Source organism: Streptomyces graminilatus, from assembly GCF_001418565.1.
GTDB classification, from domain to species: Bacteria; Actinomycetota; Actinomycetes; order Streptomycetales; family Streptomycetaceae; genus Streptomyces; species Streptomyces graminilatus.
In genome coordinates this window covers 74568-89542 of record NZ_LIQQ01000027.1, presented here as the reverse complement: position 1 = coordinate 89542, position 14975 = coordinate 74568, and the positions used below count along the sequence as shown (strand labels likewise).

Here is a 14975-nt window from a genome sequence, read left to right as displayed (position 1 = left end):
GTGCAGCGCTCCGGACCGGCATCCCTTGCCGTTCCGTCTCTCCCACGGCCCCCGTTACGGGCCGGCCGTCGTCCTGAAGGAGAATCCGTTGCCCCTGCGACACCGCGCTTTTGTAGGGCGCAGACGTGCCGCCGCCCTCGCCCTCACGGCTGTAGGGTCCCTGCTCGCGCTGGCCGCCCCTGACTTGGCCGTAGCGGCCCCGGTGAACCCGGGCGGTCCCGCGAAGATCACCGCCACCCCCCGGGCGGGCGCGGCCCAGTCGTCCCTGACGCCTGCCCGGCGGGCCGCGCTGATCGAGAGTGCCCGGTCCATGGCGGCCGGTACGGCGCGGCGGATCGGCCTCGGTGCCAAGGAGAGGCTCGTCGTCAAGGACGTGATCAAGGACGCCGACGGCACCCTGCACACGCGCTACGAGCGCACGTACGCGGGATTGCCGGTCCTCGGTGGTGACCTGGTCGTCCATGACAAGAGCGGGAAGGGCGGCAAGGGCGGCGGTACGACCGTCACGAAGGCGAACCCGTTCCGTCTCGCGGTGCCCTCGCTCACGCCGAAGGTCACGGCTGCCGGTGCCGCCGCCAAGGCCCTGGGCGCCTCGAAGAAGGCCGAAGTCAAGGGTTCCGCGACGGAGCGGGCGCCCCGTCTGGTGATCTGGGCCGGCAGCGGGAAGCCGGTGCTGGCCTGGGAGACCCTCGTAAAGGGCGTTCAGCGGGACGGCACCCCCAGCGAACTCCAGGTCGTCACCGACGCCGCCTCCGGCAAGCAGCTCCAGGCCGCCGAACAGGTGCACACCGACGGCACAGGCACCAGAACCGGCACCAGCTCCGGTACCGGCACCGGTCAGTACGTCGGCGAGGTCCCGCTCGGTACCACCCTGTCCGGATCGTCGTACCAGCTCGTCGACCCGGACCGCGCCGGGCAGAAGACGTACGACCTCAACCAGGGCTCTTCGGGCACCGGCACCCTGTTCACGGACGACAACGATGTCTGGGGCAACGGTCTGCCGTCCAACCGCCAGACCGCCGGTGTCGACGTGGCCTTCGGCGCCGCGGCCACCTGGGACTACTACAAGGAGATGTACGGCCGCAACGGCATCCGCAACGACGGTGTCGCCGCCTACAGCCGTGCCCACTACGGCAACAACTACGTCAACGCCTTCTGGCAGGACGAATGCTTCTGCATGACGTACGGCGACGGTTCAGGCAACACCCATCCGCTGACGGCGCTCGACGTGGCCGCCCATGAGATGACCCACGGTGTCACCGCCGCCACCGCCGGCCTGAACTACAGCGGCGAGTCGGGCGGCCTGAACGAGGCGACCTCCGACATCTTCGCCGCCGCGGTCGAGTTCCACGAGGGCCTCGCGGCCGACCCCGGTGACTACCTCGTCGGCGAGAAGATCGACATCAACGGCAACGGCACTCCGCTGCGTTACATGGACAAGCCGTCCAAGGACGGTGCCTCGCGCGACAGTTGGAGCCCCAGCCTGGGCGGGCTGGACGTCCACTACTCCTCCGGCCCCGCGAACCACCTCTTCTACCTGCTCTCCGAGGGCAGCGGCGCGAAGACAGTCAACGGCGTCAACTACGACAGCCCGACGTCCGACGGCCGTCCGGTCACCGGCATCGGAGTCGAGAACGCCGCCGCGATCTGGTACCGCGCGCTGACGACGTACATGGTCTCGACGACCGACTACGCCGGTGCCCGCACCGCCACCCTGTCGGCCGCCGCCGACCTGTTCGGCGCCTACAGCCCGACCTACCTCGCCGTCGCCGACGCCTGGGCCGCGATCAACGTCGGCCACCGTGTCGCCATCGGCGTCAACCTCGCCCCGACCGCCGACCAGATGAGCGGCCTAAACCAGGACGTCAGCCTCCAACTGGACGCCTACACCACCAACACGGGCGCCGCCCTGACCTACGAGGCCACCGGCCTGCCCGACGGCCTTACCCTCAGCCCCACAGGTCTGATCAGCGGCACCCCGACCACCCTCGGCACCAGCGACGTCACGATCACGGTGACCGACAGCACCGGGTCGACCGTCTCGGACACCTTCAGCTGGCAGATCGCCTACATCTACACCAACGCCACTCGTGTGGACATCCCCGACAACGGGGGCGCCGTGGAGTCGCCGGTGACGATCACCGGCCGCGAGGGCAACGCCTCCGCGACGACCTCGGTCTACGTCAACATCGTCCACACCTGGCGCGGCGACCTCATCGTCGAGCTCATCGGCCCGGACGGCACCGTCTACCCCCTGCTCAACCGCAGCGGCGGCTCCGAGCACAACGTTGACCAGACCTTCACGGTCGACGCCTCCGCCCAACCGCTCAACGGCACCTGGAAACTGCGCGTGCAGGACCGGGCGCCCATCGACGTCGGATACATCGCACGCTGGCAGCTGACCCCGTGACCCCGTGACCCCGTGACCCTATGACCCCCTGATCCGCCAACACGTGACGCATGTCTGCACGCCGCCGCCCAGCCCCTCGGGATCCGGGCGGCGGCGTGTCTGCTCCGGGCCGACATAGCGGCGTCAGGCGCGGTGCCGCCCAGGTCGACACTCTCGCCGAAGCGGCGGGAACGCGCTGGCGGCTCATGGTCTGCCCCGGCGCGTACGGTCCGAGACGGCCGGAAGAGCAGGCCGGCCTCCGCCGCGGAGACGTCGACCTCGATAACTTCCGTGTCCGTCGCCGGATGACGCGGGGGTCGACTCACCCGGTGCCGGATCCGCCATACGCCGAAAGCGGTGAGGATCCCGCTGAGCACCGGAAGCGGCGTCGGACTCGCGCGGTCGTCGGTCTCCCGGACGGGCTCCACCCATTGGCCTGGACAACAAAGAACCCAAGGGTCTCCGACCTGGGGTTTCACATGGCACGCGGAAGGCACGGTGGCCGCGCGGAGCAGGTCCGGCCCGGTCGCGCGGCTCTGATTCGTCCGTCCGGCCCGGTGCGCCCGCCGGCCTACGAAGTGCCGTTCCCGTCGCACACGCTGCCACGCGGAGAAGGCCCAGAAGACGATCAGACCGTGAATCGGGCGTGCGCCCTTGTCGCCAGTACGACGCACACCACCGCCAGCGGCAGCTCCGCGCCGAGTGCCATCGCCGCCGCCGAGACCTGGTCCACGCCCGGTGCCGCTGTCATGGTGTCGAACCAGGCGTCGACCGTCAGCAGCGTGGCGGCGGTGGTGGCCGTCAGCGGGTGCAGGCGGTGACCTCGTACGGCCAGCAGCCCCGTGGCGATCAGGGCCACCGCCTCCGCGGCGTCCAGGCCGATCCAGACCGTGCGCCAATTCGGGGCAACGGCCGCCGCGGGCAGGCTGTTGGCCAACACGACCAGCCAGGGGAGCAGGGCGAGCCCGCAGGCGACGAGGACGTGCTCCATTCGGTACCAGCGGCGCACCCGCCGCGGGGTCGACCCGCCCTCGACACCATGTGGTTGACGGGTGATCAGCGCACTCATCGGTTCGGGCTTCTCGCGTTCGCGGTTCTCCTTCATGGCCTTCAGCCTCGACTGCGGGGCGATGACAGTCAGTAACGCAGATGTCCGTCTTGGGGGTGGCACCAACTACACCCCCAAGACGGACCCCTACGTCATGGACCACCCCTGACCTCGGCACTTACCGTTCCGTCATGCACATAACCGCCCGCCTGCGGCGCGTGACCCAGTGGCCGTTCCGGGGCGCAGGACGCCCGGCCGCGTTCATCGTCACCGGGGTTCTGATCCAGCTCGCTGTCCCGGTCGTCATGGCTCTGCCATGGATCTCCTTCGTCCCGGAAACGTTGGCGGCGACCCTCCTCGCGGTTCTCGTCCCGCTCGCCGCCGTCATGCTGGCCGGGCCGTTGCCGACCGAGGCCCAGCACGCCCGCTTCCGTACCCGTCTCGGTGTGGACATCCCCTCGCCCTACGGGACCGCGTCCCCCGCTGCCCGAGTGGCTGCGTTCGCCGGCGGGCCGACGGCAGCTCGGTCACCAACTGCTGTTCGGGCCGCTCCTGGCCCTCGCAGCGGTCTTCGTCCTTCTGAAGTGGGCCACGTCCGCCGTGGCCGCCTCCATCAGTGGCTGGTGAGCCGTCGTCGGTAGTGGGTGATCGCGAGGGCCGACCGGACGGGGATGGCGCGCCCTCGCCCGAGGAGGCTGATCCACCTGCCAATCCCTTTGCGCGACCGAGCAGGTCGCCCCTAGCGTGCAAGCGCGTAGGAACCGTGCGCCAGGGCAGCGCGCCATACGAATGAGGAGCAACCGCCGTGGGAACCATGGTCTCGGTCAGGGGCTGGCTGGAGTGTGACGACGGACAGCTGGCCCAGATCAAGGAGATCGTGGAAGCAGACGATCCGGAGCACACCTACAGCGGGGGTTGGGCTTTCCCCGCTCGGCAGTACAACTACGTCAGGTGGGCCTTCTACGGGGGCAACATCCGCGCGGTGTCCCTCGGCTGGTTCGAGGAGAGGCTGCGTCAGATCGCCCGGATCCCAGCCTCCTACCCGGATGACGAGTACGACGAGAGGCCCCGGGGGCTGTTTCTGGTCAGCCACGACGCCGACGGCATGAGCGAGTGGAGGGTCCACAGCGGCGGCTTGGTGATCGGCCGCCCGGATGGGGACTACCACTACCTCGACGCCTAGCTGGATCACGAAGTCGCACTGGAGTACCAGTATTCAGCCGTAGATCGTGATCACGGACGGGAAGGTCAGGCCCGGGACGCTCCGAGGAACCGCAGCACGGCCAGGACGCGGCGGTGGTCCGCGTCGACCACGGGCAGGTCAAGCTTGGCGAAGATGTTGTTGATGTGCTTCGCCACGGCGCTCTCGCTGACCACCAGCGCCTGCGCGATGCCGGCATTGGAGCGCCCCTCGGCCATCAGGCCGAGCACCTCCCGTTCGCGGGGGGTCAGCCGCGCGAGCGGGTCGCTGTCGCGCCGCAGCAGCAGCTGGGCGACGACCTGCGGGTCCAGGGCCGTGCCCCCGTCCGCCACTCGCCGGACCGCCGCCACGAAGTCGGCGACATCGGCAACCCGCTGCTTGAGCAGGTAGCCCACACCGCTGGTGTTCGCGGACAGCAGGTCAGCCGCGTACCGCTCCTCCACATACTGCGAAAGCAGCACCACTGGCGTCCCCGGCCATCGCCGACGGATCTCCATCGCCGCCCGCACCCCCTCGTCGGTGAAGCCGGGCGGCATCCGGACGTCGATCAAGGCGAGATCGGGCCGATGCTCCGCCACTGCCGCCAACAGCCCCTCCGCGTCGCCGGCTTCCGCGGCGACCTGGAACCCGCCCATCTCCAGCACCTTGATCAGGCCGACCCGCAACAACACCGAATCCTCGGCGATCACCGCGCGCACGGCAGCTCCGCGGTGATGGTGGTGGGCCCGCCAACGGGGCTGCTGACGTGGAAGGCCCCGTCGAGGGAGCCGACCCGCTTGGCCAGCCCGGTCAGCCCCGTGCCGGCGGCGTCGGCACCGCCCAGCCCGTCGTCGGTAACGCGCACTCGCAGCACCTCGCCGACCTGACTGACCATCACCTCTGTGCGCATCGCGTTGGCGTGCTTCGTCGCATTGGTCAGCGCCTCAGAGATCACGAAGTACGCGACTGACTCCACGTCGGGCGCCACCCGCTCCTCCAGATCGACCCGCAGCCGCACCGGCAGGGGCGTGCGGGCAGCCAGCCCGGACAACGCCGCGTCCAGACCTCGGTCTTCGAGCACGGCCGGGTGCAGTCCCCGCACCAGGTCATTGAGTTCGGCGATCGCCTCTTTCGCCTCCAGGTGCGCTCTCGCGATCACCTCGCGGGCATCACTCGGCAGGTCCGGGCGGGTGGCAATGGCCAGACCCAGGTTGACCGCGAGAGACACCAACCGTTGCTGGGTGCCGTCGTGCAGGTCGCGCTCGATCCGGCGACGCTCCGCGTCGACGGCCTCGATCAAGTCGGTCCGGCTCACGGCCAGTTGATCGACCCGTTCCTGGAGCCGCTGCGCCCGGCTGGGCCCGAGCAGGCCCAACGCCAGCCGCGCCTCGGCCCGGGCTACTGCCCGCGCGGTCCAGGGCAGGGCGCACAGGAGGAGGAGTCCAGCCGCTGTGTAAGCCGGCAGCTGGGTCAGGTGGCCGAACCAGTCCTGGCGGATTCCGGTTGGCAGTGCCCATGACCAGGCGTAGGCGATGACGCCCGCCAGGGACGCCGCTGCCACCGCGAGCACCAGCAGCTCCAGCAGCGCGAGCAGCGGCCCCAGCAGGAGGTGGTAGCCGATCTTGCGCCAAGGCCGCGTCGCCGCGAGCCACCGGGCGGTCGAGGCCCACGTCCATTGTTCCGGCGCGGTGGGGGTGAGCCGGGGGACGTCCACACCGATGAGTACCCGGTAGCGAGCCCGCTGAACGGCCGTCAGCACCGGGGTGCCGAGCAGGACCAGGGCGGCCGACACGGAAACCGTAAGAAGTCGGTTCCCCGTCCTGGCGGTAGTCGCCGCCGCCCAGGCCCACACGGGCACCAGCGCCAGGTGCGGCAGCACACCAGCGGCAAGAAAGCCGGTGTCCCGCTGCGCCCGGAGGACCGTGCGTGTCAGTCCAGCTGGAATCGTCATGGCACGACGCTAGGACACCGCAGGAGGACGTTGCCATGAAACCAGTACCCGGTCTCATGGTGAACCCAGTACCACCAGCCGTAGATCTTGATCTTGGCTTGCGCGCCATGAGGCTTCTCCCCTTCAGCCTGCGCCGCTGGCCCCGGATCAGCAGCGCATGGTGGACAGGGCACTCGGGCGGGACCGGATTTGCCCGGCTGACCCCGGGCTCTGAGCTTGGGAAGCCGTGGTCAGTTGGGGCTCCTGCCTTTGTGAGATGGCACCTGCTGACCCCATTCCGAGAACCCGTTCGCCGATCTCCCGCCGAGGGCCCTCAAACCACTCACCAAGATCGATGCGGCCCGGCGGTCCCCTCGGCCCGCCTTCGGCCGCTCAAAGCCTCACAGCAGATCAGGCGGGGCGAGTCGCCGAGAGCGGGTCTGGGCCCGGCTCCACCGTGTCGTCCTCGACGACGGGTTGAGGTAACAGCCTGGTCAAGCAGTAGGCCTACTGCTTGACCAGGCTGAAGTCTCCCTTGTTGCCCGCTACGTCGTACCAACTTCCCGTGTAGGTACCATTCGACGCCTCTCGCAGTCCGCTGTGGAAAGCGACATACTTGGGCCCCGCGTTGTGCTGCTTGAGGGTGATGACCTCATGTTGCCGACTGCCTACTTCACCCGAGAACTTGCTCGGGTCTGTGGTGCTGACATATTTCGCGGTGAAGGTCTCGCCTTGACTATCGATGATCTCGATGGTCTCGGTCCCTACGGAGCTTCGTTTGATGGTCCAACGGCTGCCCACTGGCAATGACACTTGACTCTCCCTTGTGTGCGCGGATGAGGTCCTTGGCGTGTATCGCCTTTGGCGACCACGGTTTCGCCTGATTCGGGCCCGGTGGCGCGTTGCGATCATGCTGCACCCAACGAAAGGTCGAGGCGAGTCCAGCGCATCCATACGTGCAAGGTCAAGAACAGCCACCCGTAGAGCCCTGCTGTGGCCGGCACGGGACTCGGCCGGGCCAAGACCTCGCGCGCTGTCCAGCGGATCAAGTAGTCATCTCCGGCAAGCATGGGCACGGAGTGCCGACGCTTGCTGCCGCCAACCACCGCTCAGGAGAGAGGCGGGGGAGTTGGGCCGCTGACCTCGGGTTCCGACACCTGGCGACTTTCGCGCCTCCCTCGGAACTGCCCGCCCGGCCCTGGCACCGTCACCGTCACCGTTGAGCATCCGTGCGCCGGGGAACGGGGAGGCTCAGGCCCCGACGGGAAGCGGAGCGGAGGTAATTGGGTGGCGGAGTGTGGTCTATTTCAACAACCCCTGTCCCGGTAGCCTCACTTGTGGCCTGTAGCACACCATCCCCCCACCCCCCAGGTATGCGTGCCGGCGTGGACGACACCCGCCTGTCTCTGCCCATGGCAGCCGGGTGCTCTCCCCCGTTCGCCGCCTCTAGGAGGATCACGGTGAAAGTTCGCACCAGAAGCTCGGCGGTCATCGGCACCCTCTGCCTCGTCGTTTCCCTCACTGCTTCCCTCACTCTGACCACGGCGTCCGCCGACGAGCCCGGCACCCCACGTCAGGCAGCGAAGGTCGTGCTCAAGAAAGTGGCAACGGCCCGGAATCCAACCGCCGGCGCCGCCGGTCCCGGTGGCACGGTCTGGATAGCCGAACGCGCGGGCAAGGTAAGGGTCTTGGACGATGAGGGGCTCGGCGACCCCGTCATCGACATATCCGGCGAGACCACCACCAACGGCGAACGCGGCCTGCTGGGCATCACGTTCGACAACGAGTTCGCGCACTTCTACATCTCGTTCACGAACCTCCAAGGCACCAGCACCGTGGACGAGTTCGCGGTGCGGGACGGCAAGATCCAGCCGCAGACCCGGCGTACCGTCCTCACCCAGACACAGCCCTACGCGAACCACAACGGCGGCGACATCGCGTTCGGCCCCGACGGCTACCTCTACATCGCGCTCGGCGACGGCGGCTCGGCCGGCGACCCTCACGCCAACGGGCAGAACCTCGGCACACTGCTCGGCAAGCTGCTGCGGATCGACCCGAGCGGCGGCAAGCCGTACGCGATCCCGCCGGGCAACCCGTTTGTGGGCGACCCGAACGCGAAGGACGAGATCTGGGCGTACGGGTTGCGCAATCCGTGGCGGTTCTCCTTCGACGCGGGCACGGGCGACCTGCTGATCGGAGACGTCGGCCAGAGCGCCTGGGAGGAGATCGACTGGGCGCCGGCAACCAGCAAGGGTGGCGAGAACTACGGCTGGTCCCAGATGGAGGGCAACCATCCCTTCCGGGGCGGCACGGCGCCCGCGAACCACGTACCACCGATCCACGAGTACGACCGCAGTGGGCCCGGCTGCTCGGTGACCGGCGGATACGTCTACCGAGGCAAGGCGATCCCGGACCTCAAGGGCCAGTACGTCTTCAGCGACTACTGCGACGGCACCGTCCGCGCTCTCCGGATGGAGAACGGCAAGGTGACCGGCGTGAGCAACCTCGGAGTCAACGGCGGCCAGGTCGTCTCGTTCGTACAGGGAGGCAATGGCGAGCTGTACGTGCTCGACCTGCGCGGCAGCGTCTCCCGCATCGACCCGGCGTAACGACCAGCCAGTATCACCTCAGGGATCCCCGGCCTGCTTGAGGCGATTCCGAGCCGGCAGACGAACCTGTGAATGTTGGTGACGTATTCCTCCATGTACATCACCAACATTGCACGGGAGGTATGGCATGTCCGTGACCCAGATCGACATCGACGACGCGGACTACGGCACCATCGCCCGGCACGTGTCCGACCTGACCGAGCACAACATCCGCGACGTCGTCCGACGCGCTTTGCCGCCCGCAGGTGGTGGATGAGGGCTTCTGCGAACACGGGGCTCCTGATCGCCGTCGGGCCGACTGGCGACGTCACGGGCGAGCGGCCTGCCGGGACGCCGTAGACCCTCGGAGCCACCCTGGAGTCGAACCGGTCGAGTGGACGGCGCGTGAGGACGAAGCCCACAGACGACCCCTGATCCCGAATGTCCGCCAAAGCGGATCAAGCCCCAAGGCCGGTTCAGCCCCTCCGCTCTCCCTCGGCCTCGGGTCACCGTTCAAGCCACAAGTCGTCCTACGTCATGGCCTAATATCCGAATCGACGACAAAGGGCGTCCTGGCTCGTGCGCACATCCAAGGGAAGGGAGAGGATCACTTGCCCCCCAAGGAACCGGCCGACGAGAACGGTGCCGTTCTCGTCGGCAGACACCCGCAGATCGAGTCTCTTTCCGCGGCTGTACGGGATCTGACCGAGGGCCGGGGAGCGGTCCTGGAGATCACCGGTGAGCCGGGTATCGGCAAGACCGCCCTGCTCGGCCTGCTCGCCGAGCGGGCCGCCGGCGCGGGAGCACTGGTGGCGCGGGCCCACGCCGCGCGCGGTACGGCACAACCCGGCGGGCTCGTCGCAGAGGTGCTGGACGCCCTGGAGCCGCGGGACTCCCCGATCGTCCGGGGGCTCGGCGCCGGGACGGACGCCGAGGCGCGGAGCATGCTGGGGCGCTGGGCGGCGGGGCGCGGCGGCGTGCTTGTTCTCGACAACGTACATCTGTGCGACGAGCAGTCCGCGACACTGATCGCGCAGCTGGTGCGGACGCCCCCGCCCGGCCCGTTCATCCTGGCGCTGGCACACCGCCCGCGGCAGTCCGACCCGGCATTGAGAGAAGCCCTCGAACGCGGAGTCGAGACCGGCTCGGTCATCCGTCTGGCCCCGCCCTCCCTGGACCTCCGGGCGATATCCGCCTTCCTCGGCCACGAGGGATCTCCCACGGACGTCCCCTCCCGACGCGCCTGCTCCCACCCGGCGCCCGACCACGCGTACACCGAGTGGCGCGCCTCCCCGGCACCCCTGATCGACGACACCTACGCCGAGCAGTTGCACGGCGCCTGCGGCGGCAACCCGCGGATACTGCGCATCCTGGTCGCGGCGCGGTGGGACCCGGACGAGTGGCCGCTGTGTGCCGGTCCGGACGGGGACGGCATGCTCCGGGAGGCCGTCCCCGTCGTCAGCGATCTGGACTCCCTCACCGCCGACGCGGCGATCTCGGCCGAGATCGCCGCGGTTCTCGGCGATCCCTTCCTGCCGGACGACGTCGCCGAGCTGTCCGATCTCGGCCTGCAACAGACCCTCGGAGCCTTCACCGAACTCGTCGAAGCGGACCTGATACGACCGCTGCCCTCGGGCGGCGGCTACGTCTTCCGGTACCCGGTGCTCGGCCACGTCGCCCTGGAACACGCTTCGCCGACGCTGCGCGTCAACGCCCACAGACGGGCCCTGGATCTGCTCACCGCGCGAGGAGCATCGGCGCACCGACGCGCCCGCCAGGCCGAGCACCTGGTGGGCGCCGGCAGTGCGGAGGCCCGGCAGGTGCTCGTCGAGGGTGCGGCGGAGGCGATGGTCAAGTCACCGGCCGTCGCCGCCCGTTGGCTGCGCCTGGCGCTGGACCACCTGCCCGCGGGGGACGCGATCGGCGCTCCCCGCGTAGCTCTGGTGCTCGACTGCTGCCGGGCTCTCAGCGCCGTGGGCCGCCTGCGGGAGGCCCGCTCGCTGGTGCACGATCTCCTGCGGCATCAGCGGGATCTCTCCGAGGACCTGAGGCTGAGCGCCTACGCCGTCTGCGGCGAGCTGGAGCGGTTGCTGGGCCGTCACCAGGAGGCCGAGGCGGTGGTCCGGACGGCACTCGACCTCGTACCCCGCCCTCTGCCCGTTCCGCTGCCGGCGTCGGCGGCCGAAGTCATCACCGCGTACGGGAGGGTGCAGCTGTTCCGGGGCACCTACGGCGAGGCACGTGACGTGGTCCGCGAGGCGGCGCGGGCTGCCGAAGCCGCCCCCGGCCCGGCGGTGCCGTACCTGCGTGCCCTGGGCGCCCTCGGCGACACCCAGCTCGGGCTGCTGCCCGAGGCCGTCGCCGAGGTCACCGAGTGCGCGCGGATCGTGGACGCGCTGCCGGACACCGCGGCCGTCACCATGCCCGACGTCCTGGCGATGCTCGGCTGCGCGGAGCTGTTCCAGGAGCGGCTGCACGACGCCTACCGACATCTGGAACGAGGACTGCAGGCCACCACGGGTGCCACCCGCAGGCTCAGCCGGATCAACCAACTCGTGGCCCTGTGCCATCTGGACGAGATGACGGGACGTCTGGAGTCGCTCTGCCGCCGGGCCGGCGAGGCCGAGCTGCTCGCCCGGACGACCGGGGCCGACGAGGCCGCCGGGGTCGCCATGATCCTGCGGGCGACGGGGCTGCTGTGGACCCGGCCACGGCGGGACACCGACAGACTGCTCGAACTCGCCGGGCAAGGCCTCTCCCTCGCCCTGCGCAAGCGTGGCTGGCGCGCGGCCGTAGCGGTCGGCCTGCACGCCCACGCCCAGTTCATCGGCGGAGACCCGGCAGGCTGTCTGCGCACCCTCGTCGAGGAGGGTGGCCCACAGCTGCGGCTGCTGCCGCGGGCCTGGCAGCCCTCGCTGCTGGCCCTCGCCTCCACTGCGGCACTGCGGTGCGGTGACGTCGACGCCGCACGCGGCTGGGCCGGAACGGGGGAGGCCGCCGCCGAACAGCTGGGGCTGCCGCTGCAAGAGCACCATGTGCGCAGGGTCCGGGCCGCGATCCACGCAGCCGAAGGCGAACACCGCCTCGCGGCAGAGTTGTTCCATGAGACCGCGGAGTCGTTCCGCCGCGCGGGTCTGCCGCTGGAACACGCCCGGACCCTGCTGGCCGGGGCACCTTCGGCGCACGCGGCCCATGGCACCCCGCAGGCGCTGGAGTGGCTCGATGCGGCGGGAAAGGCCGCCCGGGCCTGTGGCGCACAGCGGATCCGTGAGGAGGCGGCAAGGGCCAGGACCCTGCTGCCGGCGTCCCGCCGGGCCCTGAGCGCGGCGGCCGTGACGGCGCGGGACGCCGGCGCCCCGGCGACGGTGGCCCTTCTCACCAAGAGGGAGCTGGAGATCGCGGAGCTGGCGGCGGGGGGAAACCGCGCCAAGGAGATCGCGGAGCAGCTCTTCGTCAGTACCAGGACGGTCGAAGCCCACCTCGGCCGTATCTACCGCAAGCTCGACATCTCCTCTCGGGTGGCACTGCCTCGCGCCCTGGGGCGAACGGTCCAGGGGCCGACGGTCTGACCCCGGCCCGACGGTCGGCCCGACGGTCGGTCCGGCGGTCGGCCAGCAGCGGTGCCGTAGGTCAGGAACGGAGCTTGGGCAGCAGCGTCCTGACGGTCTCGGCCATCGCGGGCAAGGCCGCGTCGACATGTTGATCGGTCAGGGGTTTCAGGCTCTGCACCTGGACCTCGCACTCGAGGTTGCTGTCCCGGACCAGTAGCCGGAGGTCGTTGACGAACGGGGCGGCCTCCTTGACGTTCTCGTAGCGGAACGCCCCCTGCCCGAGGCCGGGTTCCCGCACCACCGGACCTCGGGCCTCCTTCGGTGCCGAAGACAGCCGGTACTTGTACACCTTGACCGCGGTGGCGACGTCCTTCCACGCGGAGCAGTAGACGGTCGAACGGCCGTCCGCCTTCGGGCCGGCCGTCCTGAAGCCCTGGAGACAGGCGGCGCCGCTGGAGACCGCCGGATCGGAGCCGGTCCGCTGCCCCTTCGCCGGACCGGCCTTCGGCGCGACGGCGGCGGTCAGCGGGCCGAAGTCGACCTTCGGGCAGAGGTCCGTGGGCGGACGGTAGTCGCCCGGCCCGTTCGTCGGCCCGGCAACAGCCGCCGACGTCGCCGCGGCATGGGCCGATGCCTTCCCGTCCCCACCGCCGCACCCGGCCAGTGAGCCGAGGACGAGCAGCGCGCCCGTACCCCACCCGGCCGCGCGCCTGCCCTTGCCCGTAAGTCCCAGTACACCCTGGGCAGTTCGCCGCCTTCGAGGCAACCTCACGTCATCTCCTGTCATCGCTGTTCTCTCTCGTCATCGCTGTCCCGCGCGCGGGCCGCCGCCAGTGGCCGGTGCGTCAGGCGGCGGACCGCTCGTGCAGGCTGCGGGCGACCGCCAGGAACAGACTCAGGTTCGTGATGTCCTTGGCAAGGTGGTTGGACCACCGGGCGGGGCTGCCCGAGGAGTCGGTGGTCATGACGCGGACCAGGCCGCCTCCGGTCCAGACCTCCCGGACCTTCGCCCAGGGCAGGCTGCCCTGGCCGCGGGCGGAGACGGCCGTACGGGAGAGCGAGAGAACTCCGAACGGGACCGTGCCGCCCTCGCGAAGCGCCTCCGACACAGCCGGTTCCTGCGCGCGCGTCACCGCGTCCTGCATGCGGGGACCCCAGACCTCGGGATTCTCGTAGAAGTCCGTGATCCGCACCGTCCCGTAGCCGGAGGCGCTCGCCGAGTAGACGTATTTGGCCGGCGCGGAGACGCCGTTGACGACCAGCTGGGTGATCTCCTGCTGGAGGCGCAGGGAGTCCCAGCGCAGGGCGACCGGCTCGCCACCCGACTGAGGGTGCACGACCAGTCCCTCTTCGAACAGGTGCAGCCGCAGGGCCGCTCGCCCGGGGTTGAAGTCGGGGAAGCGGCGCATGGCGAACCAGTAGTACAGCAGCCCGGGGACCAGGAAGAACATCAAGAGCATGAGGCAGTTGAAGACATGCGCGGCGAACGCCGTCCGGCGCAGGCGCTTCGGCGCGAAGACGAATTGGAGCGCCCCCAGCCGATGGCGGGCGGCCAGGCCGGCGACCTCGGGCGACGCGGGGGTGAGTGGAGTCATGAGGACGAGCTTCCGAGCCGCGTCCGTACGGGACAACCGTGGGTCTACCTAAATTGGTTACCTATCTTCGGCGCCGGTCTCCGTCGGGGGCACCGTCGGGGGCACCGGTGGGGGCACCGGTGGGGCACCGTACCGCGGCCACGCCATCACGCGAGGCCTGGGCCGTACTGAATTTACGTAGACCTACTGATGCCTCCTGGCTCGGCGGCCGGAATGATCACCACGAGCATGACCATGATCGTGATCGATAAACTGGAGGATCGGATGGGGCTTGCGGAACGTCGCAGCGTTGAGCGGTTCAAGAACGACGACTACCCCGGGTGGAAATCACGGATCGACGAGGCGGCAGGGTTCGAGGTGCCGATCGAGGTGGAGTGGCAGGAACTGGCCGTCGCCGATTACGCCGACAGTTACGCCGAATACTTCCCCCAGGTGTACTTCCAGCCGCTGGTGGACGCGTTGAGCGCGGTCGGGGTTGATGACATGGGTAAGGACGCGCTCCGCGAGGGGGTGTCGAAGGTCGTCATCAAGAACAGCGGTACGTTCTTCAGCCCGTCGGGGATCTCCTTCGCCGACGGCGTGCTGACCTTCGACCACATGTCGGAGTCCAACACCCATCATGGCGAGGAGCGCACCAAGCGTCTTCAGGATGTCCTCGAATCAGGGCTCTGACCTCGAAGTTTCGTGACGGTCC

Annotated in this window: 13 protein-coding genes; 7 read left to right on the top strand and 6 right to left on the bottom strand. The window is 69.6% G+C overall.

The window, feature by feature from the left end:
• Positions 1-88: 88 nt before the first annotated feature.
• Positions 89-2410, top strand: a complete 2322-nt coding sequence (locus AOK08_RS03615; RefSeq protein WP_055523573.1) for a M4 family metallopeptidase — start codon at positions 89-91, stop codon at positions 2408-2410.
• Between the two features lie 607 nt (positions 2411-3017).
• Here the strand turns inward: AOK08_RS03615 and AOK08_RS03610 are convergent.
• A complete protein-coding gene (locus tag AOK08_RS03610; protein ID WP_241826810.1) occupies positions 3018-3494 on the bottom strand; it encodes a hypothetical protein in 477 nt (158 codons plus the stop codon).
• Between the two features lie 134 nt (positions 3495-3628).
• Here AOK08_RS03610 and AOK08_RS45495 point away from each other — a divergent pair, with 134 nt between their 5' ends.
• Both AOK08_RS45495 and AOK08_RS03605 read left to right on the top strand, forming a co-directional pair.
• Positions 3629-4078 carry a hypothetical protein gene (locus tag AOK08_RS45495; protein WP_157876555.1) on the top strand — a complete coding sequence of 150 codons (450 nt, stop codon included), beginning with the start codon at positions 3629-3631 and terminating at the stop codon, positions 4076-4078.
• A gap of 173 nt (positions 4079-4251) precedes the next feature.
• Complete coding sequence (locus AOK08_RS03605; protein ID WP_241826812.1) at positions 4252-4620, top strand: hypothetical protein; 369 nt, start codon at positions 4252-4254, stop codon at positions 4618-4620.
• 65 nt (positions 4621-4685) lie between these two features.
• Here AOK08_RS03605 and AOK08_RS03600 read toward each other — a convergent pair whose 3' ends face one another.
• From AOK08_RS03600 to AOK08_RS03590, 3 genes are all read right to left on the bottom strand, one after another.
• Positions 4686-5336, bottom strand: coding sequence for a response regulator (locus AOK08_RS03600; RefSeq protein ID WP_055523538.1), 651 nt, complete (start codon positions 5334-5336; stop codon positions 4686-4688).
• Positions 5324-6568 (bottom strand): sensor histidine kinase, encoded by a 1245-nt coding sequence (locus AOK08_RS03595; RefSeq protein ID WP_055523536.1) that lies wholly within the window; start codon positions 6566-6568, stop codon positions 5324-5326. Before AOK08_RS03595 ends, AOK08_RS03600 begins: the two co-directional genes overlap by 13 nt.
• 486 nt (positions 6569-7054) lie before the next feature.
• Positions 7055-7360 (bottom strand): hypothetical protein, encoded by a 306-nt coding sequence (locus AOK08_RS03590; RefSeq protein ID WP_157876554.1) that lies wholly within the window; start codon positions 7358-7360, stop codon positions 7055-7057.
• A gap of 647 nt (positions 7361-8007) precedes the next feature.
• Here AOK08_RS03590 and AOK08_RS03585 point away from each other — a divergent pair.
• The 3 genes from AOK08_RS03585 (at position 8008) to AOK08_RS03580 (ending at position 12704) form a co-directional block, all read left to right on the top strand.
• Complete coding sequence (locus AOK08_RS03585) at positions 8008-9156, top strand: PQQ-dependent sugar dehydrogenase (protein ID WP_055523530.1); 1149 nt, start codon at positions 8008-8010, stop codon at positions 9154-9156.
• Between the two features lie 127 nt (positions 9157-9283).
• Positions 9284-9412 carry a hypothetical protein gene (locus tag AOK08_RS48345; protein ID WP_277816005.1) on the top strand — a complete coding sequence of 43 codons (129 nt, stop codon included), beginning with the start codon at positions 9284-9286 and terminating at the stop codon, positions 9410-9412.
• Positions 9413-9746: 334 nt separating this feature from the next.
• Positions 9747-12704: a helix-turn-helix transcriptional regulator gene (locus tag AOK08_RS03580; protein ID WP_055523528.1), complete on the top strand. Its 2958-nt coding sequence runs from the start codon at positions 9747-9749 to the stop codon at positions 12702-12704.
• A gap of 61 nt (positions 12705-12765) precedes the next feature.
• Here AOK08_RS03580 and AOK08_RS03575 read toward each other — a convergent pair whose 3' ends face one another.
• Positions 12766-13458, bottom strand: a complete 693-nt coding sequence (locus tag AOK08_RS03575; RefSeq protein ID WP_055523526.1) for a hypothetical protein — start codon at positions 13456-13458, stop codon at positions 12766-12768.
• Between the two features lie 73 nt (positions 13459-13531).
• Entirely contained in the window at positions 13532-14281 is a 750-nt protein-coding gene (locus tag AOK08_RS03570; protein WP_055523524.1) for a DUF6585 family protein, read from the bottom strand.
• 228 nt (positions 14282-14509) lie between these two features.
• On the opposite strand from AOK08_RS03570, the gene AOK08_RS03565 reads away from it, so the two are divergent.
• The gene (locus AOK08_RS03565; RefSeq protein WP_157876553.1) at positions 14510-14953 is read left to right on the top strand and encodes a hypothetical protein; all 444 of its coding nucleotides are present in this window, start codon (positions 14510-14512) and stop codon (positions 14951-14953) included.
• Positions 14954-14975 lie beyond the last annotated feature (22 nt).

Excerpts from the sequence above, each read along its gene's own strand:
- AOK08_RS03610 (WP_241826810.1), bottom strand. The coding sequence starts at position 3,494 with ATGAAGGAGAACCGCGAACGCGAGAAGCCCGAACCGATGAGTGCGCTG.
- AOK08_RS03605 (WP_241826812.1), top strand. The coding sequence starts at position 4,252 with ATGGTCTCGGTCAGGGGCTGGCTGGAGTGTGACGACGGACAGCTGGCC.
- AOK08_RS45495 (WP_157876555.1), top strand. The coding sequence starts at position 3,629 with ATGCACATAACCGCCCGCCTGCGGCGCGTGACCCAGTGGCCGTTCCGG.
- AOK08_RS03595 (WP_055523536.1), bottom strand. The coding sequence starts at position 6,568 with ATGACGATTCCAGCTGGACTGACACGCACGGTCCTCCGGGCGCAGCGG.
- AOK08_RS03570 (WP_055523524.1), bottom strand. The coding sequence starts at position 14,281 with ATGACTCCACTCACCCCCGCGTCGCCCGAGGTCGCCGGCCTGGCCGCC.
- AOK08_RS48345 (WP_277816005.1), top strand. The coding sequence starts at position 9,284 with ATGTCCGTGACCCAGATCGACATCGACGACGCGGACTACGGCACCATC.
- AOK08_RS03565 (WP_157876553.1), top strand. The coding sequence starts at position 14,510 with ATGACCATGATCGTGATCGATAAACTGGAGGATCGGATGGGGCTTGCG.